The sequence below is a fragment of the Micromonospora sp. NPDC049171 genome (assembly GCF_040648275.1).
Lineage (GTDB): Bacteria > Actinomycetota > Actinomycetes > Mycobacteriales > Micromonosporaceae > Micromonospora.
Genome location: NZ_JBEZDJ010000027.1, coordinates 1 through 24,414 on the forward strand (window position 1 = coordinate 1; position 24,414 = coordinate 24,414).

General features: G+C 70.5%; 20 protein-coding genes. 4 read left to right on the forward strand and 16 right to left on the reverse strand.

Going from position 1 to position 24,414, the window contains the following annotated elements; translation table 11 throughout:
* Positions 1-115: 115 nt before the first annotated feature.
* From AB0B14_RS28755 to AB0B14_RS28805, 11 genes are all read right to left on the reverse strand, one after another.
* Complete coding sequence (locus AB0B14_RS28755) at positions 116-2,047, reverse strand: FAD-dependent oxidoreductase (RefSeq protein ID WP_357525210.1); 1,932 nt, start codon at positions 2,045-2,047, stop codon at positions 116-118.
* On the reverse strand, positions 2,044-2,583 hold the full coding sequence (locus AB0B14_RS28760) for a flavin reductase family protein (protein ID WP_357080942.1): 540 nt from the start codon (positions 2,581-2,583) through the stop codon (positions 2,044-2,046). Before AB0B14_RS28760 ends, AB0B14_RS28755 begins: the two co-directional genes overlap by 4 nt.
* Positions 2,584-2,617: 34 nt before the next feature.
* Positions 2,618-3,766: a hypothetical protein gene (locus AB0B14_RS28765; protein ID WP_357080939.1), complete on the reverse strand. Its 1,149-nt coding sequence runs from the start codon at positions 3,764-3,766 to the stop codon at positions 2,618-2,620.
* Between the two features lie 23 nt (positions 3,767-3,789).
* Positions 3,790-4,728: an MBL fold metallo-hydrolase gene (locus AB0B14_RS28770; RefSeq protein WP_357525212.1), complete on the reverse strand. Its 939-nt coding sequence runs from the start codon at positions 4,726-4,728 to the stop codon at positions 3,790-3,792.
* Positions 4,725-5,684: an aromatase/cyclase gene (locus AB0B14_RS28775; RefSeq protein ID WP_357525214.1), complete on the reverse strand. Its 960-nt coding sequence runs from the start codon at positions 5,682-5,684 to the stop codon at positions 4,725-4,727. The genes AB0B14_RS28770 and AB0B14_RS28775 overlap by 4 nt, the downstream gene beginning before the upstream one ends.
* The gene (locus AB0B14_RS28780) at positions 5,681-5,935 is read right to left on the reverse strand and encodes an acyl carrier protein (RefSeq protein WP_357080933.1); all 255 of its coding nucleotides are present in this window, start codon (positions 5,933-5,935) and stop codon (positions 5,681-5,683) included. Before AB0B14_RS28780 ends, AB0B14_RS28775 begins: the two co-directional genes overlap by 4 nt.
* A complete protein-coding gene (locus AB0B14_RS28785; protein ID WP_357525216.1) occupies positions 5,932-7,179 on the reverse strand; it encodes a ketosynthase chain-length factor in 1,248 nt (415 codons plus the stop codon). Before AB0B14_RS28785 ends, AB0B14_RS28780 begins: the two co-directional genes overlap by 4 nt.
* Positions 7,176-8,441, reverse strand: a complete 1,266-nt coding sequence (locus tag AB0B14_RS28790; protein ID WP_357080927.1) for a beta-ketoacyl-[acyl-carrier-protein] synthase family protein — start codon at positions 8,439-8,441, stop codon at positions 7,176-7,178. Before AB0B14_RS28790 ends, AB0B14_RS28785 begins: the two co-directional genes overlap by 4 nt.
* A gap of 173 nt (positions 8,442-8,614) precedes the next feature.
* A complete protein-coding gene (locus AB0B14_RS28795; protein WP_357080924.1) occupies positions 8,615-9,262 on the reverse strand; it encodes a disulfide bond formation protein DsbA in 648 nt (215 codons plus the stop codon).
* Between the two features lie 62 nt (positions 9,263-9,324).
* Positions 9,325-9,486, reverse strand: a complete 162-nt coding sequence (locus AB0B14_RS28800) for a hypothetical protein (RefSeq protein ID WP_357525218.1) — start codon at positions 9,484-9,486, stop codon at positions 9,325-9,327.
* Entirely contained in the window at positions 9,483-12,467 is a 2,985-nt protein-coding gene (locus AB0B14_RS28805) for a BTAD domain-containing putative transcriptional regulator (protein ID WP_357525221.1), read from the reverse strand. The genes AB0B14_RS28800 and AB0B14_RS28805 overlap by 4 nt, the downstream gene beginning before the upstream one ends.
* Positions 12,468-12,875: 408 nt before the next feature.
* On the opposite strand from AB0B14_RS28805, the gene AB0B14_RS28810 reads away from it, so the two are divergent.
* Both AB0B14_RS28810 and AB0B14_RS28815 read left to right on the forward strand, forming a co-directional pair.
* Positions 12,876-14,156, forward strand: a complete 1,281-nt coding sequence (locus tag AB0B14_RS28810) for an MFS transporter (RefSeq protein ID WP_357525223.1) — start codon at positions 12,876-12,878, stop codon at positions 14,154-14,156.
* Positions 14,157-14,374: 218 nt separating this feature from the next.
* Positions 14,375-16,426, forward strand: a complete 2,052-nt coding sequence (locus AB0B14_RS28815; RefSeq protein WP_357525225.1) for a glycogen debranching N-terminal domain-containing protein — start codon at positions 14,375-14,377, stop codon at positions 16,424-16,426.
* 25 nt (positions 16,427-16,451) lie between these two features.
* Here AB0B14_RS28815 and AB0B14_RS28820 read toward each other — a convergent pair whose 3' ends face one another.
* The 3 genes from AB0B14_RS28820 to AB0B14_RS28830 form a co-directional block, all read right to left on the reverse strand.
* Positions 16,452-16,967 (reverse strand): sigma-70 family RNA polymerase sigma factor, encoded by a 516-nt coding sequence (locus AB0B14_RS28820; protein ID WP_357073941.1) that lies wholly within the window; start codon positions 16,965-16,967, stop codon positions 16,452-16,454.
* Between the two features lie 194 nt (positions 16,968-17,161).
* The gene (locus AB0B14_RS28825; RefSeq protein ID WP_357073938.1) at positions 17,162-17,614 is read right to left on the reverse strand and encodes a DUF4333 domain-containing protein; all 453 of its coding nucleotides are present in this window, start codon (positions 17,612-17,614) and stop codon (positions 17,162-17,164) included.
* Positions 17,615-17,630: 16 nt separating this feature from the next.
* Positions 17,631-18,320, reverse strand: a complete 690-nt coding sequence (locus AB0B14_RS28830; RefSeq protein WP_357073935.1) for a hypothetical protein — start codon at positions 18,318-18,320, stop codon at positions 17,631-17,633.
* 231 nt (positions 18,321-18,551) lie between these two features.
* Between AB0B14_RS28830 and AB0B14_RS28835 the strand changes: the two genes are divergently transcribed.
* Positions 18,552-18,848: a WXG100 family type VII secretion target gene (locus AB0B14_RS28835; RefSeq protein WP_007457407.1), complete on the forward strand. Its 297-nt coding sequence runs from the start codon at positions 18,552-18,554 to the stop codon at positions 18,846-18,848.
* Positions 18,849-18,938: 90 nt separating this feature from the next.
* Entirely contained in the window at positions 18,939-23,315 is a 4,377-nt protein-coding gene (locus AB0B14_RS28840) for an FtsK/SpoIIIE domain-containing protein (RefSeq protein WP_357525227.1), read from the forward strand.
* 74 nt (positions 23,316-23,389) lie between these two features.
* On the opposite strand, the gene AB0B14_RS28845 is transcribed toward AB0B14_RS28840, so the two are convergent.
* Entirely contained in the window at positions 23,390-24,067 is a 678-nt protein-coding gene (locus AB0B14_RS28845) for a hypothetical protein (RefSeq protein WP_357525229.1), read from the reverse strand.
* On the reverse strand, positions 24,064-24,369 hold the full coding sequence (locus AB0B14_RS28850) for a hypothetical protein (RefSeq protein WP_357073925.1): 306 nt from the start codon (positions 24,367-24,369) through the stop codon (positions 24,064-24,066). Before AB0B14_RS28850 ends, AB0B14_RS28845 begins: the two co-directional genes overlap by 4 nt.
* Positions 24,370-24,414: the final 45 nt, after the last annotated feature.

The following is a 24,414-nucleotide window of genomic DNA, read 5'->3' on the forward strand; positions in this document are numbered from 1 at the left end:
CGCGCGGGGGGGCGGCCGCCCCCCCCCCGCCCCCCCCGCGGCGCGCCCCCCCCCCCCCCACACCGGCCCGCGGCCGGGTACGGGGGCTGCCCCCGTACCCGGCCGACGTTCGTGGTCAGCGCAACTCGTAGTCGGCCGGATCGACGGCCCGGGTGCGCCGCCAGTAGTCCTGGGCCGGGAACGGCCAGTTCTGCGCGGTCCGCCCGGCGGCGTTGACGAACCAGCTGCTGACGTTGGAGAAGCCCCAGGCCCGCTGGGAGTTCGCCTCGTCCACCCAGGTGTTGAACTCGCGGAACACCTCCGGGCGGACCTCCATGGCTCGGTGCCCACCCTGCACCAACCTGCGCACCGCGTCGACGAGGTAGGTCACCCCGCACTCGGAGAAGTAGATGATGCTGCCGCCCTGCCCGGACAGGTTGGTGTTCGGCCCGTACAGACAGAAGAGGTTGGGGAAGCCGGGCACGGTCAGTCCCAGGTACGCGCGTGCGTCGCCGCTCCAGTAGTCGTGCAGGTCGACGCCGTCGCGCCCGGTCACGGTCATCGGGGCAAGGAACTGCGAGGCTTGGAATCCGGTGCCATAGATGATCACGTCGGCCGGGTGCAGCTCGCCGTCCGCGTCGCGTACGCCGTCCGGGGTGAGCCTGTCGACGGCCGTGGTAACCAGGCGGACGTGGTCGCTCTTCAAGGTGGCCAGCCACTTGCCGTTGTCGCGCAGCACCCGCTTGGCTCCGACCGGGTAGCGCGGCAGGAGGAGTGGCAGCAGGTCGGGGCGGTCGGTCAGCTGGCTCTCCAGATATGTCGTCAGCGTGGCGCGCAACTGGTCGTTGAGCGCCGACACGGCACGCTCGCTGGGTGGATAGTCCGGGTCGACGACCCAGCCCTCCAGTACGCCGCGCAGGCCTGGCGCCAACAACCAGAACCGCTGCCACGCCGCGTAGTACGGCAGGTGTTCGTAGAGCCACTGGACGCCGGCCGGAACCGCGTCGTGGTAGTGCGGGGTGGGCCGCAGCCAAGGCGGGGTGCGTTGCAGGACGGTCAGTCGGCTCGCCTGCTTGGCCACCTCCGGAATGAACTGGAAGGCGCTGGCACCGGTGCCGATCACCGCGACCCGCTTGCCCGTGAGGTCCACGCGGTGATCCCACCGGGCCGAGTGGAACGCCGGACCGGCGAACTCCTCGCTGCCCGGGAACTGCGGCACGTGCGGGCGATTGAGCTGACCGACGGCGCTGACCAGGACTGTGCACTGCTCGGTGCGTGGCCCGTCGGGAGTGTCCGCGGTCAGCCGCCACTGACCGGCCGCTTCGTCCCAGTGCGCCGCGCGGATCTCGCTGTTGAAGCGGATCAGGTCCAGCAGGCCGTGCTGTTTGGCGAAATCCCGCAGATAGGACAGCAACTCGTCGTGTTTACAGAAGTGGTCGGGCCAGTCGGTACGAGTGGCGAACGAATAGCTGTACAGGTGGCTGGGCACGTCGACCCGGCAGCCCGGGTAGTGGTTGTCGAACCAGGTGCCGCCGAGGTCGGGGTTCTTCTCGTAGACCACGACCGGCACGCCCGCCTGGGTGAGCCGGTGCGCTGCGAGCAGTCCGCTGAGGCCGGCGCCGATGACGACCACCCGGGCGTCTCGGTCCGGGGCCACCTGGTCGAGCCGCCAGTCGGGCGCCTTCGGGTCCTCGCCGGGCAGGATCAACTCCTGCTCAAGCAACGGCACAAGGTCCTCGGTGTCGCCGCCCATCGCCCAACTGGTGACCCGCCGCAGCGTGCCGCGGTCGAGCCGGGGCACCGCGGCTCCTTCGCGCAGCCGCCGCAGCGCGTTGAGGGCGAGTTCGCGGGCATGATCCTGCTGTTCGTCCGTCAGGCCGCCCTGTGGCAGGAAGAGCCAGCCGTTGGGTCGCAGATCGTCACGCAGGATCGACAGGTCGCCGGTGAGGTGGGCGACGGTCATCAGTAGGGCCGGTGCCTCCGCGTCGCTCAGGTGGGCCCGCAGCGTGTCGTCGTCGGCGGTGATCGGCTTGATCGCCGGCATGGCTTCCCCCGGTGTCGTCGTCATGGGCCGGCCGGTCCGCCGTCAGCCGGACCGCGCAGGTGGTGAAAGCCACGGTCGAAGTAGACCGCTGGCTCGGTGTCTCCGGTAACCCGCACGTCGCAGACCGCGCCGACGAGGATCATGTGATCGCCGGCGGTGTGCCGGCTGTGCACCGCGCATTCCAGCACCGAGGCCGCGTCACCCAGCACCGTCGCGCCGCCGGCGGTGCGTTCGAATCCGCCGGCGGCGAACTTGTCGACGCCTTTGCCGGCGAAGCGCCGGGCCAGCTGGGTGTGGTGTGCGCCGAGGATGCTGACGGCGAAGGTCCCGCTGCTGGCGAACACCGGGTAGGAGTTCGCCGTGCGAGCCAGACAGACCAACAGCATCGGCGGGTGCAGCGAGACGGAACAGAGCGAGCTGGCGGTGAACCCGTAGGGCGTACCACTCTCGTCGTGGGTGGTCACGATCGCGACCCCGGTCGGGAACCGGGCCATCGCGTCGCGATAGTCGGCCAGGTCGAAGGTGGAGGCGCCGTCGACCGCGGAGTCGGTGGAAAGCATCAGTTCCTCCTGTCGGTTGCGGTCGCCCTCACACTCAGGACGCGGACCGCTGAACGAAACCGGTCACCGAGACTGTGAAGTCCTGCCGGTTCGGCCGGTAGGCGACGCAGTACTGCGTCGGGTACCAACCCGCGACCTCCCACGCGGCCGGCAGCTTGATGGGAGTGCAGGAGTTGGCGGCCCGCCCGGCGCCCAAGTCGTCGAACCAGGCCTTGTTGATCATCGGCTCGTAGAACGTGATGTCGCCGTCGAAGGCGCCGTACAGGAAGGTGTGGGTGAACGGTGCGCCGTTGAACTCGGGAGAGGCCGGATCGCCGAGGTGGTTGCCCATGCCGGGCACCACGGCGTCGATGTCCACGTAGCCGGCCGGCAGGTAGGCCGGCGGCACCGGCTTGCGGCCCCGCGCGTAGTCGTCGCAGTCGATCAGGTTCATCCCGCCGCACGGCCCGGTGCCGATCGCCATCGTCTCGGCTTCCTCCTGCAGATAGAAGTGCAGGTCGAAGTGGGGCACGCCGTAGATCGGATCGGGTGCGTGGCCGCGCGGGTCCCAGTTGAGCATGGCCCACTTGAACGGGCCGCCGACGCGCTGCCGGAAGCGTTGCGGCAACTGGAGCATGTACTCGTGCTCGTGAACGCACTCCGCGTCGCGGGTGATGGCGCCGTCGCCGTTGACGTCGTAGCAGTGCTTGCCGTCGGACAGTTCGGCCGGCAGCCCGGTGAGCATGCCCTTGTCGAAGACGAACGACATGCTGATCGGGCGCCTGCCGACGCTCTGGGTGGCGATCCGCACGCTGCCACCCGTACCGACCCGCTGGGCCGGGCCGTAGTCGGCGCACGGACCCGGGTAGGAGCGGGTGCCCTGGTAGAGGCGTTCCGCCACGCTCGCCGGCAACCGCAGGTCCTGTTCGATCTCCGGCCTGCCCAGCACCAGACAGACGTCGACGGCCTTGCCGGTGGCGTCGGCGCGCTGCGGCGCGGGTTCGTCCGACGCAGCCGAGTGTTGGGAGGAGGTGGTGTGTCCGGCCGCGGCGAGGTGCGGGGAGTGGGCGCTCTGGCCGGCCGCCGTTAAGGCCGCCGGCTTCCCCTCGCTGCGCAGCGGCTGATAGGAAAGAGTGAGGACCGCGGCGGCGGCGACCGCTACGGCGAGGACCCGGCGCATCGGCCAGGTACGCGGTGAAGTCATCGAATGTCCTTCGAGTAAGCGGGTCAGGCGAAACAGGCAGGCAGGCGTCCGTCGTTGAAGGCGACCATCTCGCCGAAGACGCTGACCACGTCGAGCGGGCGCCCGAGCGGTCCGTCGGCGAGTTCCGCGTACGCGCGGTGCAGGTTGCCGACGATCCGTTCCGGGTCCAGCAGGTGGTCAAAGGCGGAACGATCCGCCGACAGCGCGGTCTCCAGCGGGCTCATCCCCTGCGCCGCGCCCTCCTCGGCGAGTTGTTGGATCCAGCGCAGGTAGGCGAGGTTCTCGTCGATCACCTCGGGCCCGGCGAGGGGCCCGTGCCCACACACGATGACGCGCGGGTCGAGCTCCCGGATGCGCTGCAACGCCGTCACCGCGCCGCTGACCGAGCCCATCAGGTTGAACGGGGCCGCGCCGCTGAGCAGCACGTCCCCGGCGAACAACACACGGGTGTCAGGCAGCCACACCAGGACGTCGTTGGTGGTGTGCGCCGGGCCGACGTGGACAAGCTCGGCGACCCGGTCACCGAGGTGCACGGTGGCCCGATCGCGGAAGGTCAGAGTCGGCAGAGTGACCCGTACGTCACCCCACGACACGTCCGGCCAGAGCCCGGTGAGCGCCAGGCCGGTCTCGGCCATCTCCACCCGCGCCTGCTCGTGCGCGACCACTGTGGCCGTGTCGAAGACGTGGTTGCCGAAGTTGTGGTCGCCGTGATGGTGGGTGTTGACGACCAGTCGGCGCGGCCCGCCGAGGCCGCTGAGGGCCGCGTGCAGCCGGCGGGCCCGCTGCTCGGTGGCGAGTGTGTCGACGACCATCAGCGTCTCGGGCCCGGAGACCGCACCGGCGTTGCTGACGCACCACCCGCCGGGCAGCTGCAGGTAGGCGAAGACGCCGTCGGCGATCTCGACCAACCGCTGGCTGCCGGACGGACCGTCGGTACGGCTCACGCCGGCCATCAAGCTCATCGCGGAACGCCCTCGTCCGGCGAGACCGCCGCCCGTTCGCTCGCGTGGGCGCCGGCGTACGTCAGGGTGGCCCGGCTGTTGCGGCCGAGGGCCGCACGCAGGAAGCTCCGCGCGTCCGCCACGGTCTTTCCCGCGCCGAGCACGCTGGTGATCGCGGCCGGGTTGATCGCGACGGTGTGTTCCGCAACGACGAGCGACCCGCCCGGCCGCTCACTGAACAGCCATGAACCGCTGTGCCCGGTCAGCAGCGCCGGCGGGATCAGTTGCTTGTAGACGATCCGCTCCCCCGGCAGGCAGACCCGCACCGAACGTGTCGTGTGCGTGCTGCCGTCGCTGGTGACGGTCTCCATCTCCATGTCCTGGATGCCGGGCTCCTCTTCGCGCAGCACCACCCGCCGCACGTGCGGCAGCGCGTCCGGCCAGCGGTCGCTGCGGTAGACGAAGTCGTACACGTCGGCGGCGGTGCCCGGCAGCTCCACCTCGTCGGAGAAGGTGAAGACCAGGTCGTCGACGGGATGTTCGAGCTCGCCGATGCGGCCGAGGGCAGCCAGCTCACGCTCACTGTTGGCGTCCAGTGCCTGCTCGAGCAACGCCACCTGCCGTTCGCCGCCAGCGACCGAAAACTCGTGCACGAGCACGATCTCGGTGCCGCCGTCCGGCTGCGGACGGAAGATCCATTCACCGCTCATCAAGGTGACCGGTGGCTGGCTGTGCTCCTGGCGGAACGTGATCCGCAGGGCCTCCGGGTCCAGGGTGCGCCGCGAGGTCCAGCTCTTCACCGCGCCGTTGACCATCGCCCACAACTGGAAACGCTCGTGACCCTCGCCGCGTTCGAGGTGGTGGACGTGGATGCTGGGCTCGAAGATGACCGGCCAGCGGCTCACGTCGGCCACCAGGCCGTAGACGGTGGCGGCGGGCACCGCCACCACCCGCGAGTGCACCCGCCGGTGCGTCATGACGCCTCGACGAGGACGGCGTTCACCACGTCGACCACCGCGCGCGGCGTGTCCAGCTCCACGATCTGCTCATCGGGAATGCGGACGCCGTAGTCCTGTTCAATCCGTGCGGCGGTCTCCATCAGGGCGAGCGAGTCGTATCCGAGATCGTCGAACTGGCGGTCGGCGATGTCGCCGTTCAGGTCGGCCTCGCTCTCGCCGGCACACGCGATCAGGATGCGGCGCAGGTCGTCGACGGCGAAGTTGCTCATCGGTAGGTCTCCTTCTCGAGCGAATCGTTGACCCCACGGACGACGACGGCGGCGTTGAAGCCCCACAGACCGCGAGCCAGCACCAGAGCGGTACGGACCGGAGCGGAGCGCGGGGTGCCGCACACCAGATCGATGCCGTAGTCGGCGGGTACGTCAGCGGTCCCGGCAGTGGCGGGGATGACGCCGTCGCGGATGGACAGCAGGGCGGTGACCAGGTCGGTCGGACCGCCGCCGGAGTACAGCCGGCCGTAGAGCGACTTCGGCGCGGTGACCGGTACCTCGTTCGGGCCGAACAATCCACGGATCGCCTCGGCCTCGGCGGCGTCGGAGGCGGCGACACCCAGCGCGTCGGCGAACACCACGTCCACCTCACCGGCCTCGATCCCGGCGTCAGCCAGGGCCATCTCGGCGGCGCGGCGCAGGCCGGGCGGGCGGCCCGAGTCGGCCGGCGGATCGAAGGTGGACGCGTAGCCGGCGATCTCACCGTGCACGCGCTGCACGCCCCGGGCACGGGCCGCGGCGGCGTCCTCCAGGACCAGCACGGCGCCGCCCTCGCCGGGCACGTAGCCGCAGGCCGAGGCGTCAAAGGGGAGGTACGCCCGGGTGGGGTCGACGGCCCGGCTAACCCTCCCACTGGCGATCTGTGAAACCCAGCCCCACGGGTCGAAAGCGGAGTCCACGCCGCCGGTCACCATCAGCGCGGTGCCTCGCCGGACGGTTCGGCGAGCATGGCCGACCGCGTCCAGGCCACCGGCCTGCTCGGCGACGAGCGCACTGCTCGGGCCACGCATGCCGTGGCGGATCGAGATCTGGCCGGTGTTCACCGCGTAGAACCAGGCGAACGACTCGTAGACGCTGACCGCCTGCGAACCGATCGACCACAGCTTCTGGAACTCCCGGTGGGTGAACTCGAAACCGCCGGCGGCGTTCGAGGTGACCACGCCCATGTCGTAATCGGTCAACTCGGACGGGTCGACCTTGGCGTCGGCGAGCGCCCAGTCGGCGGTCACCAGAGCGAGCCGGGTGGACACGTCGGTCTGCGGCAGCAGTCGGCTGGGCAGGTGCTCGCGCGCCTCGAAATCGGTGATCTGGCCGGCCAGAGTGGCCGGGAAGCGCTGGACGTCGAAGCGGGCCAGCGGCGCGATGCCGCTGCGCCCAGCCAGCAGGCCGTCCCAGAACCGTTCGAGACCCAGCCCGCTGGGCGCAGCTACGCTCATGCCGGTCACGTACACCGGGGTGGTCATCGGGTCTCCTCCGGACGTCGCAGCACCATCGCGCTCTGGAAGCCACCGAAGCCGCTGCCCACCGTGAGCACGCTCGGCACTGCCTGCTCACGGGCGGTCAGAGGGACGTAGTCCAGGTCGCATTCGGGATCGCGGGTGTGCAGGTTGGCCGTCGGCGGGACCACGCCGTGCTCGATGGCCAGCAGCGAGGCGGCGATCTCCACCGAGCCGATCGCGCCGAGCGAGTGCCCGACCATCGACTTGATCGAGCTGATCGGCACCTCGTACGCGTACGGCCCCAGGCTGCGTTTGAACGCGGCTGTCTCGTGCCTGTCGTTCTGCTTCGTGCCGGACCCGTGCGCATTGACGTAGCCGACGTCGCTGCGATCCAGCCGGGCCTCGTCCAGCGCCACCCGGATCGCCTCGGCCATCTCCCGGCCGTCCGTCTTCAGGCCGGTCATGTGGTAGGCGTTGCAGCGTGTGGCGTAGCCGGCCAACTCGGCGTAGATGTGTGCGCCACGGTTGCGCGCGTGCTCGTACTCCTCGAGAACGAACATGGCGGCGCCCTCGGCGAGCACAAACCCGTTACGGGTCGCGTCGAACGGCCGGGACGCGTGCTCCGGGTCATCGTTGAGCGTGGTCGTCGCCTTGATCGCGTCGAAGCAGGCGACGACGATCGGGGTGATCGGCGTGTCCGATGCGCCGGCCAGCATCACGTCGGCGCTGCCCTCCCGGATCAGCTGCCCGGCATGTCCGACCGAGTCCAGGCCCGAGGTGCAGCCGTTGGAGACCATCGTGACCGGGCCCTCGGCCGCCACTGTCCAGGCCACCTCGGCCGGCATGACGCTGGGCACCAGGTAGTCGAACATGTGCGGCGACACCAGCTCGGGGTCGACGACCCACTTGCGGCCGCTGTCCGAGAGCACGAGGTATTCGCGTTCCAGGCTGGTCGCCGCGGCGACCGCGCTGCCCAGGCTGACCCCGACCCGGTACGGGTCGAGAGTTCCGACGTCCAGCCCGCTGTCCGCGACGGCTTCTCGCGCACAAACCACGGCGAACTGGGTGGCCCGGTCCATCCGGCGGGTCTCCCGAGGGGTCAAGCCCTCCAGCACCGGGTCGAAGTCGACCTCGGCGGCAACCTGGGACCGGTACGGCGAAGGATCGAAGAACGAGATCCGCCGGGTCGCCGTACGGCCCGAGCAGAGCAGATCCCAAAATTCCTTGGCACCGTTGCCACCGGCGGCACGGACACCGAGCCCGGTGATGACGACACGCCGCGTCACCGGGCACCGTCCGGACGTTCGCAAGTCTTCGAGGTGAGCATCGACAGGGTCCTCACTGCTCATCTTGGCAACCGCCCGGCGGGATCCGCGGCGGTGAACCCAGCGTGCGATGAACGGCTCGAACCCGACTGGAAGATCGATGGGAGCCACCGGCCGGTGGCTCCCATCGCGTGTCACCCGAAGATCGGCGGAGTGTCGCGGGACCGCTTCAGCTCGAAGAACCCGGGCGTGCCCGCGACCAGCAGGACGCCGTCCCACAACCGGCCCGCGGCCTCGCCCTGCGGGGCGGGTGTCACCACCGGGCCGAAGAAGGCGACTGTCGTACCGTCCGGTCCGGGTGCGTGAATGATCGGTGTGCCGACGTCGAGTCCGACCGGCTTGAGCCCGGCGTGGTGGCTCGCCAACAACTCGTCGTCGTACTCTTCGCTGCCGGCCGCCGCGGCCAGGTTCGGATCGAGGTCGATATCGGCCAGGGCGGCCCGGTACAGCTCGTCACCGGGCTGCTGCCCACCGGGATGGATCCGGGTACCCAGTGCTGTGTAGAGGTCGCGCAACACCTCGGGACCGGCGGTCCGGGCCGCTGCGACACAGATCCGCACCGGCCCCCACGCCTCTCGGCGCAGAGCGAAGTACACCTCCGGGCGATCGGCGTACTCCTGCGGCACGCTGTCGTTGTCGGCGTTCAGCACGGCGAGGCTCATCACCTTGAACCTGACGCGTACCGGCCGGACCTGCTCCACCTGGAGCAACCAGCGCGAAGTCACCCACGCCCACGGGCAGAGCGGGTCGAACCACATGTCCAGCGTCTGGTGATCGGTCATCGAGGAGCCCCTTCGGGTAAGCGGTGTGGCGTGCGCCGCGAAGGCATCGTGGCTCATCGCGCTCAAAGCCCGATCTCACCCACGTAGGCCCGCCACCTGCCGGCTCCGATCGTCGCACGGATGTCATGTTCGTGAATCCGTGCCGTGGTCTCGGTCAGTGACGGCAACAGCGGGTGTGCCGCGCCGGCCAGCAGCGTCACCCGCCCCGCTGGCGCCTGGGTCACCTCTGCGTGTCCTGGGATCGTGGGCAGAATTCGGTGACCTCGGTCAGCTTGTCGCCCATGTCGCAGACCTTGTCCCGCATGTTTCGGGTCCCACCGTTCTGCATGGCGTGCATCGCGTCGCACGCCTGCCGCCACGCCCGGCAGGCGCCGGGCACCTCGTCGAGGCCCAGGTGTGCTTCACAGAGCAGGATCGAGGCCTCGAACACGCTGATCCGGTTCTGCGCCTCGGCGGCCGCGTCGACTGCCCGTTCGAGGTGCTCCACGGCCCGGTGCTGCTGGCCCATCGCACCGAGACACTCGGCCATCGAGATGCGGATGTCGGCCTCGTCCGTCGTCCATTCGCTCTTCTCACTGCGAGCGAGCGCCTCGTCCAGGCACGACATGGCCTCGTCGAGAGCACCGAGCCGGACGAGCGAGCGGCCCTGGGCCGCCGATGCCCAGATCTCACCCTGCTCGATGCCGGCGGCACGGTACCGGGCCAGTGCTCTCTCGTTCTCCTCCAGCGCACGCTGGTGCTGGCCGAGCTCGGTGTGGATCCGGTGCAGGGTGGAGTGCACGACGCCCTGCTCCGCCAGCAGGCCGTGCTCCGCGAAGATCTGTCGCGCGCCCGAGAGCAGGTCGAGGGCCTCCGCGTGCGCGGCGAGGTAGGAACGGGAGTCGGCCAGGCTACACATGACGTGCGCCGCGCCGACCCGGTCTCCCCTGTCGCTGGCCGAAGCCAGTGCGACACGCATGATGTCCTGCCAGTCGTGGAACCGCCCGCTGCGCCGCAACCACGGCTGCATGGTGAGGGCCAACTGCCACCCGGCGATGCCGAAGTCACCCTCGGCGGCGCGCCGCACCGCCTCCGGCAACACCTCGCGGTGGTCGTCGAACCATCGCATCGCCTCGTCGTAGGTGGTGGGCTGCTCCGGCGCGACGCCGGCCGGCACCGGAGACGGCGCGACAATTGGGCGTTCCGGTGCCAGCACCATCGCCGCCCGGTATCCACTGTGCAGATAGTGCTGTAGGAGCCGGGTGGTCGCCGCCGCCCTGTCCGAGGCGGGCTCGTGCGTCAGAAAAAGCTCCTGCGCGTACGCCTTGACCAGCACATGCGACGTTAAGCGCCCCCTGTCGTCCTCGTCCAGCAGCGCCGCGTCGGCGAGTTCCCGCAGTGTCGCGCGCGCGACCGGCCCCGGGTGCCCGGCCAGGCTGGCGGAGGCCGCGGCCGACAGGCCGGGCGCCATGGCGGCGGAGGACAGCCGGAACAGTCGGGCGGCGTCCGGGCTGAGCTGGCGGTACGACCAGGCGAAGGCGGCCCGCGGATCCCGAACGCTGTGGCTGCTGGAGAAGGCGGCGAGCCGCTGCGTGCCGTCACGCAACTCCGCAGCCACGTCGGCGAGGGCGAGGCGCGGACGGGCACTCAGTCGCCCGGCCAGGATTGCCAGCGCCAGCGGTAGGCGACCGCACAGCTCGATGATCTCGTCCAGGATGCCGGCCGGCGAGGCGAGGCCCGCCACGGCGCGGTTCGGTGCGCTCACGAGCCGACGCCGAACCAGCTCACGGGCGGTCAGCATGTCCGGAGGGTCAAGGTGCAGCAGGTGGGCTCCGTCGATGGCGGCAAGCTCGACGAGCGGCTTGCGGCTCGTCACGAGGACCAGGCTCTCCGGCGAGTTGGGCAGCAGCGAGCGCACCTGCGCACAGTCGCTGGCGTTGTCGAGGAACACGAGGATGCTCTTGCCGGCGGTGAGGCTCCGGAACGTGCCGACCCGCGCGGCGAGCGTCTCCGGGATGCTGGACACGTGGACACCCTGCGACGACAGCAGTGACCCGACCGCGTCCCCGGCGGACACGCTCTCGTCCGTGGTCTGGTCGCCGCGCAGGTCCAGGTACAGCTGCCCGTCGGTGAAGTCGCCGGAAACCAGGTGTGCGAAGTGCGCGGCAAGCGTGGACTTGCCGACCCCGCCCATCCCGTCCAGAGCGACGATCAGGGGGCCGGTCCGACCGGCGCCATCCGATCCGCTGCGCAGAGCGCCGAGCGTCGCGAGTTCTTCGGTACGCCCGACAAAGGTGGGCAGGTCGGGTGGCAGCTGCGCCGGTCGCACCAGCGGCTCCGGCGGGAGGCGGTCGACTGTCTGCCCCCGACCGGCGCCCGCGGCGTCCTGGGCCGTCGTCGCCTGGGTGAGCACGTGCCGGTGCGCGGCCTCAAGCGCCGTCCCTGGATCGATGCCCAGGTCTTCCAGGAGGCGGGAGCGCACCGTCCGGAACACCTTGAGCGCGTCGGCCTGGTGACCGGCCGTGCCCAGCGCGGAGATGAGACTCGCCTGCACCGGTTCGTTCAACGGCGCCATCGAGGCGGCCAGGCGCAGGGGTTGCAACACACGCCCCGAACAGTTCAGCGACACCGCGAGTTCGGCTGCGGACACGCACACGTCGAGGAACTCGCGGTCGAGCGCGGCGAAGATCGACGTCGCGGCCGACCCGGCGGCGTACGTGTCGCCCGCCGGCCCGCGCCACAGCTGGAGTGCCTCGACGTAACTGTCGAGCGCCCTGTCGCGGTCCCCCAGCGCGAGACTCGCCCGGGCGGCGCTGGTGAACTCGCGGAAGCTGACCAGGTCGAGGGTGCCAGCACCTGGCGCGAACAGGTAACCGCCACCGTGCCGGCGCAGGTACGAGCCGGTTGCGCGCGGGGGCAGCGAGGGTTCCATCAGCCGTCGCAGGGTGCCGACGTACTTGTGGATGACGTTTGTGGCGCTGGTTGGCGCGTCCTCGCCCCAGAGCAGCTCGATCAGGTTGCTCACGCTGATCGGGCGCCCTGCTCGGGCCAGCAGCAGGGCCAGCAGATTGCCCTGCTGTCGGGGCCCGGCGCTCAACTCGACGTCGTCGCGCCAGATTCGCAGGGGGCCCAGGATCTGGAACCGCAGGCTGCCGCTGACCGGCCGTGCTCCGTCGTCGGCGTGACGGGCAGCGGCCGATTTCGACAATTCGAGCTCCTGTTTCACTTGACGGATCGTGAACATCCCGCTGCTCGCGGTACCGCCAAGTCTACGTCCGGCCACGCCGAACGGACTCGTCACTCAGGGCGAAACGGACGTCCGCGCAGCCGCCGGCATGGAAGGGTGGAAATACCCCGGCGGCGAGCCGTCGAGAACACCACGTCTGTCGGTACGAGCGCCGGCCATCTGTTTCGGCACGGATGGGGATCTGTGCCCCGCGCGCTGAGGTTGCCGGCTGGGCTGAGTGGTTCGGCGGGCGGCGTCGCGCTCGGGCGTGGCCGTGCGGATCTGTCCGGTTCGGCAGTCACCTGGGCTCGCCTGTGGACAGCACTGCTCCGAAAGCTCACTCAGAAATTGTCAACTACCTGTCGTCATCATCTGCCGGAAGGTATTCCTCGGCAAGGACAGGGCTCCATGACCGCGTCAGCAAGCAACACTCGGACCGACTCGGACCGACCCGGTGTGTTCAACAAGCCGTACGAATCCCGGCGCGCCCCGCAGGCGAAGCGGAGTACCGCCGCGCAACCGGGTCGCCGGAAGGGGCTGACGCTGTTCGCGTTGGCCCTGGGCGCCTTCGCCATCGGCACCGGCGAGTTCGGCAGCAACGGGATCATCCAACTTTTCGCCTCCGACCTGGACGCGTCCATCCCGGTCGCGACGTACGCGATCAGCGCCTACGCGTTCGGTGTCATGATCGGTTCGCCGGCGATCACACTGCTCGCGGCCCGGGCCAACCGCCGTACCCTGCTGCTGGGCCTGCTCGCGCTCTTTCTCGTCGGCAACGTCCTCTCGGCCCTGGCCCCGAACATCGCGGCCCTCGTCGTCTTCCGCTTCGTCACCGGCAGCGTGCAGGGCGCCTACTTCGGCGCCGGCGCGGTCGTCGCCGCGTACGTCTACGGGCCGGGCAAGGGCGGACGGGCCTTCGCGACGGTGATGGGCGGCCTGACCGTGGCCACCGTCCTCGGGTCACCGCTCGGCACCCTCGTCGGCCAGCACGCCGGGTGGCGCGCCACCTACTGGACCGTCATCGGCGTGGGTCTCCTGGCCGGCGCGGCGCTGCTGGCATGGCTGCCACGCACCGACGACCTGCACGGCAGCTCCGTGGCACGCGAACTCGGCGCCCTTCGGCGACCCAAGGTCTGGCTCATGGTCACGGTCGCGGCGCTCGGCATCTCCAGCATCTTCGCCGTCTACACGTTCATCGGGCCGTTCGTCACCGCCGCGGCGGGCGAGAGCCCGTCACTCATCCCCGTCGCCCTCGCCGTCTTCGGTCTCGGCATGGCATTCGGGAACTATTTCGGCGGCCGGGCCGCCGACAGGTACGGCAGCCGACCGCTCATCTACGGCTTCGGCTATGTCCTGGTGCTGCTCGCGGCCATCGGTTTCCTCGGCAGTGAGATTCTGATCCTCCTGCCGACACTGTTCGGCGTCGGAGCGACGATGATGTTCGCCATTCCCACCATCCAGGTACGGCTTACCGAATTCGCACCGGACGCGCCCACCCTCATGGGCGCCCTCAACCTGGCCGCCCTCAATCTCGCCAACTCGCTCGGCGCGATGGGTGGTGCCGTCACCATCGGCGCCGGGTGGGGAACCCTCTCCACGGTGTGGGCGGGATTCGTCCTCACCACCGCGGGCCTGATCCTCTTCCTCGCCACCCTGGGCCGGACCAGGGCACCCGTCAGGCCCGCGTAACGCCGCACGCCGTGCCGGTGGGCGGCCACACCCGCTCTCGCGCAGCCCTTCGATATCGCCGCGCGGTCGACTTTTCGCGCCCTAGACTACGAGCGTGTACGGCAGGGCCGTCCCACTGTCGGCGGGGGGAATTGAGTGCCATGCAATCTCGGTCGACGCCTTCCAGCCCGCAGTCGTCAGAACGCTCCGACGCGGCGAACGGCGGCGTCACCCGGGATATGCCACCGGAACTGGGCCCGGACTCGGTCGGCGTATTCGAAGGCCGGACCTTCATGTTGTCCAATTCGACAGGTGACGTGCCGACGGACTCCATCGCTGGTCTGGTCCACGACGACACCCGCTATATCAGCCGTTGGGAACTGACCTTCGACGGGAAGGCCCCGCTCGTTCTCAGTGCGAACCCCGTCGACGCGTACTCGGCGGCCTTCTTCCTCGCGAATCCCGAGATCGAGGGCCTGGAGGCGAACCGGGTCGGCGTGCGGCGGGAGCGGTTCGTCGGAGACGGCATGTGTGAGCGGATCACGGTGCAGTACTTCGGCGCCGAGCCGGTCTCCGTACGTCTGCGGTTGGCTGTCGGCGCGGACTTCGCCGACCTCTTCGAGATCAAGAAGGCGGGACGGAACAGGCTGCCCGACATCCAGCGTGACCACCGGTCGGACGGTTCGGCCCTGCGATTCTCGTACCAGAACTCGCACTGGTCGGCCGTCACGACCGTCGAGGCCGAGCCGCACGCCGACCGGGTCGAGGGCGACGCACTGGTCTGGGACGTGCGCCTGGGACGGGGTGACAGCTGGGGTTGCGAGCTGCGGGTGCTGCTGAACTGCCAAGGCAGGGACTACCTGCCGGTCAGCAGAACCTTCGGCGAGGAGCACGACCCGGGCGCCGACGACGCGGCGTGGCGGTGGAGGGCGAACAAGCCGGACCTCAGTACGGATTCGGGCCTGTTGCGCGACGTCTACCACAAGTCGGCCGGCGACCTGGTGTCGATGCGGATCGTCAAGGAGATCAACGGCGAGCAGGTCGTTCTGCTGGCCGCCGGCATGCCCTGGTTCCTGGCGGTGTTCGGGCGGGACACCCTGATCACCGCCTACCAGAGCATCAGTTGCGGACCGGACGTGGCCCGGGGGGCACTCGTCACCCTTGCCGCACACCAGGGCAACACCGTTGACGACTTCAGCGACGAGGAACCGGGAAAGATCCTGCACGAGTACCGGTCCGGCGAGCTGACGCAGCTGGGCATCATGCCGTACGGCCCGTGCTTCGGCGCGGCCGACACCACCCAGCTGTGGCTCATCCTGCTCTCCGAGTACTGGCGATGGACTGGCGACGACGCGTTGGTCCAACGGTTGCGTCCCAACGCCGACGCGGCACTTCGGTGGATCGACCACTTCGGCGACCGTGACGGCGACGGTTACGTCGAGTACGCCACGCGCTCCCCCGAAGGTATGCGCAACCACTGCTGGCGCGACTCACCCGACGGCGTCCAGTTCGCCGACAGCAGGCTTCCGTCCCTGCCGATCGCCACCTGTGAGATCCAGGGTTACACCTACGACGCGAAGCTCCGCGCCGCACAACTCGCCGACGGGCCCTGGGCCGACAGCGCGTTGGCGCGACGTCTGCGGGCCGAAGCCGCCGATCTGCGCGAGCGCTTCAACCGCGACTACTGGCTGCCCGCGCGCGGCGGCTACTACGCGATCGGCCTCGACGCCGACAAGCGCCCCATCGACTCGATGACCTCGAACATGGGCCACCTGCTGTGGAGCGGCATCGTCCCACCCGACCGGGCCGCCTCGGTGGCCCGGCAGTTGATGTCCGACCAGATGTTCTCCGGCTGGGGTGTCCGCACCCTCTCCACCGAGGACGTGGGATACAACCCCATCGGCTACCACCTCGGGACCGTCTGGCCACACGACAACTCGATCATCGCCGCCGGGCTCGCCCGGTACGGTCACCGCGACGCGGCGAACCGCATCGCCATGGCGATGCTGGAAGCGGCCGCCCACTTCGAATACCGCCTCCCGGAGGCCATTTCCGGGTACGACCGCTCGCTCGGCCGACGGCCGGTCCCCTACCCCACCGCCTGCAACCCCCAGGCCTGGGCCAGCGGAGCGCCCCTGCTGTTCCTGCGCACGATGCTCGGGCTGGACGTCGACAACGGGACCGTGGCCACCGATCCGCACGTCCCCGATGCCCTGGGCACCATTCGGCTGACCGGTGTCACCGTGCACGGCGCGCGAGAAACCATCGAGGCGTCCGGCTCGCGCCTATGATCGTCCACCTGAGGCGCACTCCGAGTCATCGGGTGGTGCGGCTCGCACGCAGGGCGGACAGCGCGTGGTGGTGCCGGGACCGGACCGTGCGGACCGGGACTCCGAGCACACGGGCTGTCTGGTGCGCGGTCCGTCCGGCCACATAGGTGTGCAGCAGCACGGCGCGATGTTCCTCGGGCAGTCGACGCAGCAGCGTGACCGTCTCGGCCGTGGCGACGGCGGCGTCCGCGTGATCCGGTTCGGGGACGTCGACCTCCGCATCGATCGTCTCGCGCTGGACGGCGACCTCCCGCAGTGATGTGACCGCCAGGTCGCGCGCCGTCGTCATCAACCAGTCCCGGACCGAGCCCTCCCCGAGGCGGTGGCGGTTGGCGTGCCGCCAGGCGCTGATGAAGGTCTCCTGGACGATGTCCTCCGCGAGGTGGTGATCCGTCACGAGAGTCCGGACGAACGTGAACAACGGTGCCGTGTGGTCGATCATCAGCTCGTCCAGCGAGAGAGTCTGGCCGGTGGCCGGGCAGGTGGGGTCTGCGGCTGTCATCTGGCGTCTGGCCTCCCGGGTGCAGGGGTGGGACCAGCCCCGCCAGCGACACCGCTCTGCCGCGAACGCAATGCGGTACCGGCGACCGGTCCCAGCTCAGACGCTACGTGCGGCCACCATCCAGCCTCTTGACGAACTCTTGACCGGCAGCGCCCCGTCCGGGTCGGGGCGCCCACCACCGCGCCACGGTCTGGTCACTTCGGGCGCGCGACGTCGATCTGCCCCGTCGACCTGACGGTCACCCAGGTCGTGACAGTTGCTCCGGCGACCTCCGCGGTGCAGGTGAACCGGTGTCCTTCGAGGACCGGCTGGTCCACCGGACAGGCGACGGTGTCCGCGTCGAGCCGGTAGTCCTCGCGAAGCACCGTCAGCACGTCTCGTTGCAATGCCGCGGTGTCGAGGACCTTCCGGTCCGACGACCCGGGCCGGATCACGGCCAGGACCGTCCCCAGCACGACCAGGAGGGCCACCGGCACGGCGACGGTCCACACGAGTCTCGGAGCGACCCGGCGCCTGCTCGCGCCCGATGCGGCCCTGGCCGGCCCCCACTGCGGCGGGGGCGCCGGCTTCCAGCGGGGCGCCAACAGGGTCGCCCCGCTCGCGCCGGCAGCGTCGGAGCTGTCGAAACTCCCGGGTGGGCTGCTCATGCTCGGCTCCTTGGGCTCAGCGGGCGGCGGGGGTCGTCGGCACGGTGACGACCTCCGGTAGCGGTTTCGTGCGGTCTCCGGTCGGGCTGACCGCGAACCAGGTGCCGCCGACCCCCTGGCCCTTGATGTCGCCGGGTGCGGCGTCCTTGGCGAACCGGTAGACGGGCCAGCCTGCGATGGTCACCTGGCAGGTTCCGTCGGGACGCTCGACGTACCCGACGAACTGCGGGTCGACGCCGTCCGGGTAGATCCGGCCGGGTGACGAGACGAGCAGCGGGGGCCAGGTCTTGGCGCAGTCACCAACGCAGGTCGCCTTCGACGGCTTCGCCGAGTCCTTGTCGAACCGGTAGAGGGTCATCTCGCGGCCGTCCGCGACGTAGGTGCCGATGTCGGCCTGGTTCATGGCCTTCAACTGGATCACGGAGATGCCCCGACCGCGGTCCGTGACACTCGGCAGCGGAACGTCGGACGGCCCGCTGAAGATCTGGACCCGGCGTTGCGTCTTCGCCACCGTCGGCGCCGGGACGGGGGTGACCTCGACCACCTGCGGGGTCGGGTCCGTGCTGGCGGCGGCCGATGGTGCCGACCCCGGGCCCTCAGACGGCGAGGCGGTGGCGCCCGCGCCCGCGTCGTCGCCGCAGGCGGCCAGCGCCGCCAGACTGATCAGTGCGATCGCGCCTCGTGCGATCCGCGCTTGCCCCACCATGTTCGCTCCCCCTCGTGCTCCCTGTGGGCCGGGCCTGTGCAACCGGTCCGGCACCCACACGAGTGACCCCACGAAACGGTTCACCGGGACCACCCACGCCGCGCCCGCCCAACAAGTCGGAGCCGCTCTGAACCAGATGGCGCGGGCATCCGTGTGGGTGGCGGCGTCGGCGGATGACGGTCCACAGGGGGATCGGCTCGCCGGCCCGAAAGCTCAGGACAGGAGAGAGACATGGCTACGTACCACATCGTCAGCGAGGACATCCAGGAGTCCGCGAGCTGGCTCCAGCAGAACATGCAGACCCTGCTGGACGGGATGACCCAGGCGAAGAGCAAGATCGACACTCTGATCCAGGGTGGCTACAACACCCCGGGCGCCCAGCAGCAGTTCGGTCCGTACTTCGAGGAGTACAAGGGCAGCGTCGACCAGACCCTGCACGGCATGGAAGGCATCAGCCAGTACCTCACGCAGGTCAGTGACGCCTTCTCCGAGACCGACACGCAGACCGCTGCCAGCCTCAGCCGCTGACGAACGAACGACCGGTCGGGGCCGCGTGGTGCGCACTCACCACGCGGCCCCAGCCGTATTCCCGACGGATCATCCGACCAGGAGATACCCGTGCGCCTGTTGCTCACCGTCACGGACCAGTCCACCTCTGCCACCGACTACCAGGTCGAGGCCGCCCTCGACTCCACAGTCGCGGAGCTCGCCGAGGCGCTTGCGGAGCGCCGTCCGGACTCCGGCACCCGAGCGCCGACGGTCTTCGTCGCCGGTGCGCCGCTGGACCCGGGGCTCACCCTCGCCGACGCGCCGCTGTGGCAGGGCAGCGTGCTCGAGCTGGACCGTCCCGCACCCGAGTCACCCCCACGTCCGCCGGGCCCACTGGAGATCCGGGTGGTCAGTGGCCTGGGCGCCGGCGGCCTGCACCAGCTCGACATCGGTGAGCACACCATCGGCACCGCCGACGACAACGACGTACGCCTGAACGACGCCTCGCTCGCTCCCGTGATCGCGCGGGTCCGGGTGACCGAGGACGGTGAGTGTTGGCTGCACCCGACCGAGCCCGGGTTGCTCCTCGATCGGGTGGAGATCGAGGACGAGCAGGTCTGGGCTCCCGGCGCGCAACTCGCCGCCGGTGCGTCCCTGCTGGAGCTGCGCCGCCCCGTTCGGGACGAAGCCGCGCTCCAGATCTCGGAGGATCGCACCGGCCTGGACTACAACCGTCCGCCGCGGCTGCTGCCCCCGGCGCGGACCACCCAGTTCACCCTGCCCGGGCCGCCCACGCCGCCCGAGCGACGGCCCCTCACGCTGATCACCGTGCTCGCGCCGGTCGTGCTCTCCGGTGCCGCGTTCCTCATCACCCGCAACCCGCTCACGTTGCTCTTCGCGATCCTGTCACCCCTGGTGCTGATCGCCGGCCAGATCGGCGCCCGTCGGCAGGGCCGGGCCACGTACCGCTCCCGACTCGCCGAGTACGAGAAGAAGAAGGATGGCATCAGCTCCGAGGCGCAGAAGGCGTTGACCACCGAACGGTTGGCCCGCCGGGACAACTTTCCGGACCCGGCGGCGATCGGGCTGATCGCCGTCGGGCCGCAGCGTCGGCTCTGGGAGCGACGTCGCACCGACCCCGACTTTCTCGAACTACGGGCCGGCAGCGCCGACCTGCCGTCCGAGGTGGTGCTCCGCGACCTGAGCCAGGACGAGAACCGGCGCGAGGTCCGGTGGAGCGCCCTCGACGTGCCGGCGACGGTGCCGGTACGCAAGCACGGCGTCGTGGGGGTGGCCGGCGGCGCCGTCGCCCGCACGACGGCCCGTTGGATGGTGGCCCAGGCGAGCGCGCTGCACAGCCCGGAAGACCTGCAGATCTACCTGCTGGCCGGTGCGGACGACGAGAAGGGCTGGTCCTGGGTCGGGTGGCTGCCGCACGTGCGGCCCCGCGACGGTCAGGACACCCTCGCCACCGTCGGCACCGACACCCAGACTCTGGCCCGCCGGGTGGCCGAGTTGGTGACCGTCATCTCGGCCCGGTCCGGAGAGCGGGCCAACGGCGCGTTCCGCGACATCCTCGTGGTGCTCGACGGGGCACGGAAGCTGCGGTCTCTGCCCGGCGTCACACAGATCCTGCGGGAGGGCCCGTCGGTCGGGGTCTTCGCGATCTGCGTGGACGCCGAGGAGAGGCTGCTGCCCGAGGAGTGCCAGGCCGTCATCTCGCAGCAGCCCGACGGGTCGCTGCTGGTGACCCAGACCCTCGCCGCCCCGATCGACGACGTCCACCCGGACGTCGTCTCGCCCGAATGGCTGCACCGGGTGGCGCGAGCCCTCGCGCCGCTGCGGGACATCGGTGGCGCGGACGAGGAGAGTGCGCTGCCCGGGGCGAGCCGGCTGCTCGACGTACTCGGGATGGAGCCGCCGGAGCCGGACGCCGTGGCGGCCCGGTGGACCTCCGGGGGTCGGACCACCGAGGCGGTGCTCGGCGTGTCACTGGACGGGCCCTTCTCCCTCGACCTGAAACGGGACGGGCCACACGCGCTTGTCGCCGGCACCACCGGCTCCGGCAAGTCCGAGCTGTTGCAGACTCTTGTCGCGTCGCTGGCCGTCGCCAACCGGCCGGACGCGATGACGTTCGTCCTGGTCGACTACAAGGGCGGTAGCGCCTTCAAGGACTGCGTCCTGCTGCCGCACACCGTCGGCATGGTGACCGACCTGGACACCCACCTGGTGAGCCGGGCGTTGACCTCACTCTCGGCGGAGCTGCGGCGACGCGAACACATCCTCGCCGAGGCCGGGGCCAAGGACATCGACGACTACGTCGCGCTGCTGCGCCGCGAGCCGTCCCGCGTCCCGATGCCCCGGCTCCTCATCGTGATCGACGAGTTCGCGTCGATGGTGCGTGATCTGCCCGACTTCGTGACCGGTCTGGTCAACATCGCGCAGCGGGGTCGGTCGCTCGGTATTCATCTCGTGCTGGCCACCCAGCGACCGGGCGGTGTGGTCTCACCGGAGATCCGGGCCAACACCAACCTGCGCATCGCCCTGCGGGTCACCGACAGCAGCGAGAGCCAGGACGTGTTGAACGCCCCGGACGCGGCCACGATCTCGAAGACGACGCCGGGCCGCGCCTTCGTCCGGCTCGCGCAGTCGTCGTTGGTGCCGTTCCAGGCGGGTCGGGTCGGCGGGTTCCGCCCCGGTGCCCGCACCACCGCTCGACCGGCGCCGTGGCTGGCACCGCTCTCCTGGCCGGATCTCGGTCGCTCGGCACCTCGCCGGCCCGGCGCCGCGGCCAAGGCGTCCGCCGAACTGACCGACCTCGCGGTGCTCGTGGAGGCGGTCCGCAATGCCAGTGACCGGCTCGCCATCCCGACGCAGCACAGCCCCTGGCTGCCCGCGCTGCCGTCGAAGCTGTCCGTGGACGCGCTGCCCACGGCCCGCGCCGGCAGATACCACCTCCCGCCGGTCGCGTACGGGCTGGTGGACCTGCCCGCCCAGCAGGACCAGGTGCCGTTGGCGCTGGACCTGGGGACGCTGGGGCATCTGCACGTCATCGGCTCCTCGCGCAGCGGCCGGTCCCAGACGCTGCGGACGATCGCCGGGGCACTCGCCCGCGTCCACTCCGCGGCGGACGTCCACGTGTACGGCGTCGACTGCGGCAACGGGGCGTTGTTGGCCCTCAACGGCCTGCCACACTGCGGGGCCGTGGTGCAGCGCACCGAGGCGGAACGGCTCGGCCGGCTGTTCGCCCGGCTTGTCGCGGAGCTGGCCCGGCGGCAGCAACTGCTCGCCTCCAGTGGCTCGGCGAGCATGGTGGAGTACCGCTCCGGTGCGGTCGAGGGTGAGCGACCGCCACACATCCTGCTGTTGCTGGACCGGTTCGAGGTCTTCGACAAGACCTTCGCCGACTACGACAACGGCACGGTCATGACCGGCCTGCTGACGCTGCTGCGTGAGGGCGCCGGGGCGGGCATCCACGTGGTGCTCGCCGGTGACCGGGCGATGTTCTCCAGTCGGATCTCGTCCACCACTGACGACAAGCTGGTGCTGCGGCTGACCGAGCGCGGCGACTACAGCATGGTCGGCATCAACCACCGGCAACTGCCCGACGAGATCGAGGCGGGCCGCGCGATCCGGGCGGCCGACGGTGCCGAGGCGCAGATCGCGCTGCTCGGCGACGACGTGTCCGGCCAGGGACAGGCACGCGTACTCGCCGAGATCGCCGAGGCGGCCCGGCAACGCGACGCGGACCTGACGGCCGCGGACCGTCCGTTCCGGATCGACGTGCTGCCCGACGAGCTGACGCTGCGGGACACCGAGACGCTCGCCCGGCCGAGCGAACCGCTCTGGACGATGGTGGGGGTCGGCGGCGACGAACTCGCCGCGATCGGACCGGACCTGGCGGTCATTCCGAGTCTGGTCCTGGCCGGGCCGCCACGCTCGGGACGCAGCACCGCGTTGCTGACCATGGTGGCGGGTCTGCTGCGGCAGGGGACGCCGGTGGTCGTGGCGGCACCCCGCCGCTCGCCGCTGCGCGAGCTGGCCGGCCTGCCCGGGGTGCTCGACCTGGTCGCGAGCGAGAACCTCACCTCCAAGGGGTTGACGGCGGCGCTGGAGGGCAGGACCGGACCGGCCGTGGTGGTGCTGGACGACGCCGAGTTGCTGCTCAAGTGCGATGCGGGAAGCGATCTCGGGGAGATCGCGCGGGCCGGTGCGGAACAGGGCCTCGGGCTGATCATCGCCGGCTCCATCGACGGGCTCTCCGGCGGCTTCGGTGGCTGGCACGTCGACGCCCGACGCAACCGGCAGGGTGCGCTGCTCAGCCCGCAGGGCCTCGGCGACGGAGAACTCATCGGCGCCAAGCTCTCCCGCGGCCAGCTCGGCGTGGGGCGTCTGGGCCGGGCACTGGTCCACCTGGGCGACGGCACGGTCCGCCTGGTGCAGATTCCGCGGACCGACCCGTCCGCCCTGCGGGCGCTGCTGGGGGCCGGCGCGGCCGAGGAGTGAGGTAGGCGCGCCGCGGCGGAAACGCTCAGGGGGACACCGGATCACCGGTGTCCCCCTGACCGCGCATGGCCGGATCACTCGCCGGCCGTGCGCTCCCTTGTGGACTCGGTCGCAGCGGCCAGCGCCGGGACGCCGTCCGCCCAGGTGAACTCCAGCGTCTCGGTGATCGCACCGAAGAGCCCGAAGATCTCCTCCGCCTCGGCGAGGTTCGGGCTCGATCCGGTGACCACCACGACGTCGGCCGAACCCGGCATCGGCACGACCGTGTGCATCACCGCGCAGCGCATCGTCGCGCCGTCCTGGGTGACGTTCTGGATGCCGTACACCCGGCCCACCGTGCCGATCCCGGAAATCTCGGCGGTGGTCACCCGCCGCCAGGTTCCGTCGGCCCGCGTCGGTTGCCCCACCGCGCTCAACGCCCCGAGGATGTCGCCGCTGGCCGGTGGGGTGGCCACCGCGACGAGCACCGTGGCGGTGAACGGGCCGTCCTCGTACAGCTGGAAGACGCCGGCCGCGTGGACCGCGCCGGAGCGTCGGGCCTGGCGTACCGATCGGCGCACCTGCTCGGCGAACCGTTCCGCCTGGTCCGCGGTGAACTCGGCGGCCACGGCGTGTCCCCGCGCCTCGTCGGCCAGTCGGTTCTCACTCGCCTCGTCGGCCGTGGAGAAGTCGTCCCACGCCTCGGGGGTACGCAGGTGAAACCCGGTCGGGGTCGACGCGGGAGCCCTGGTGTCCGTCGTTTCGCCGCTCACTGTGCCGCCCCCTGCTCCGGTGCCGTCAACGCGTTCGCCGTCTGGGTGTCGGCCTCCTTGAACGCGTCGGCGACGGCCTTCGCCGCGTCGCGCACGCCTTCGAGGTCCTTCGCCACGACATGCCGGCCGTCGCCCCACCGCTTCTCGAAGTGGTGGGCGGCATCCTCCAGATTGCGCTGCCCGAGCGTGTCGACGACCGCGCCCATCGACCTGATCGACGCGCTGTCCATCAGCTCCTTCGTGCGCCGCAGCAGTTCGTGGACCCGCTCCAGCTCCGCGCCGGGTACGTGGATCACGCTCATCGCGCCACCTCCCCGGCCGGCCTGCCATCCCGTTCGCTCATCTCC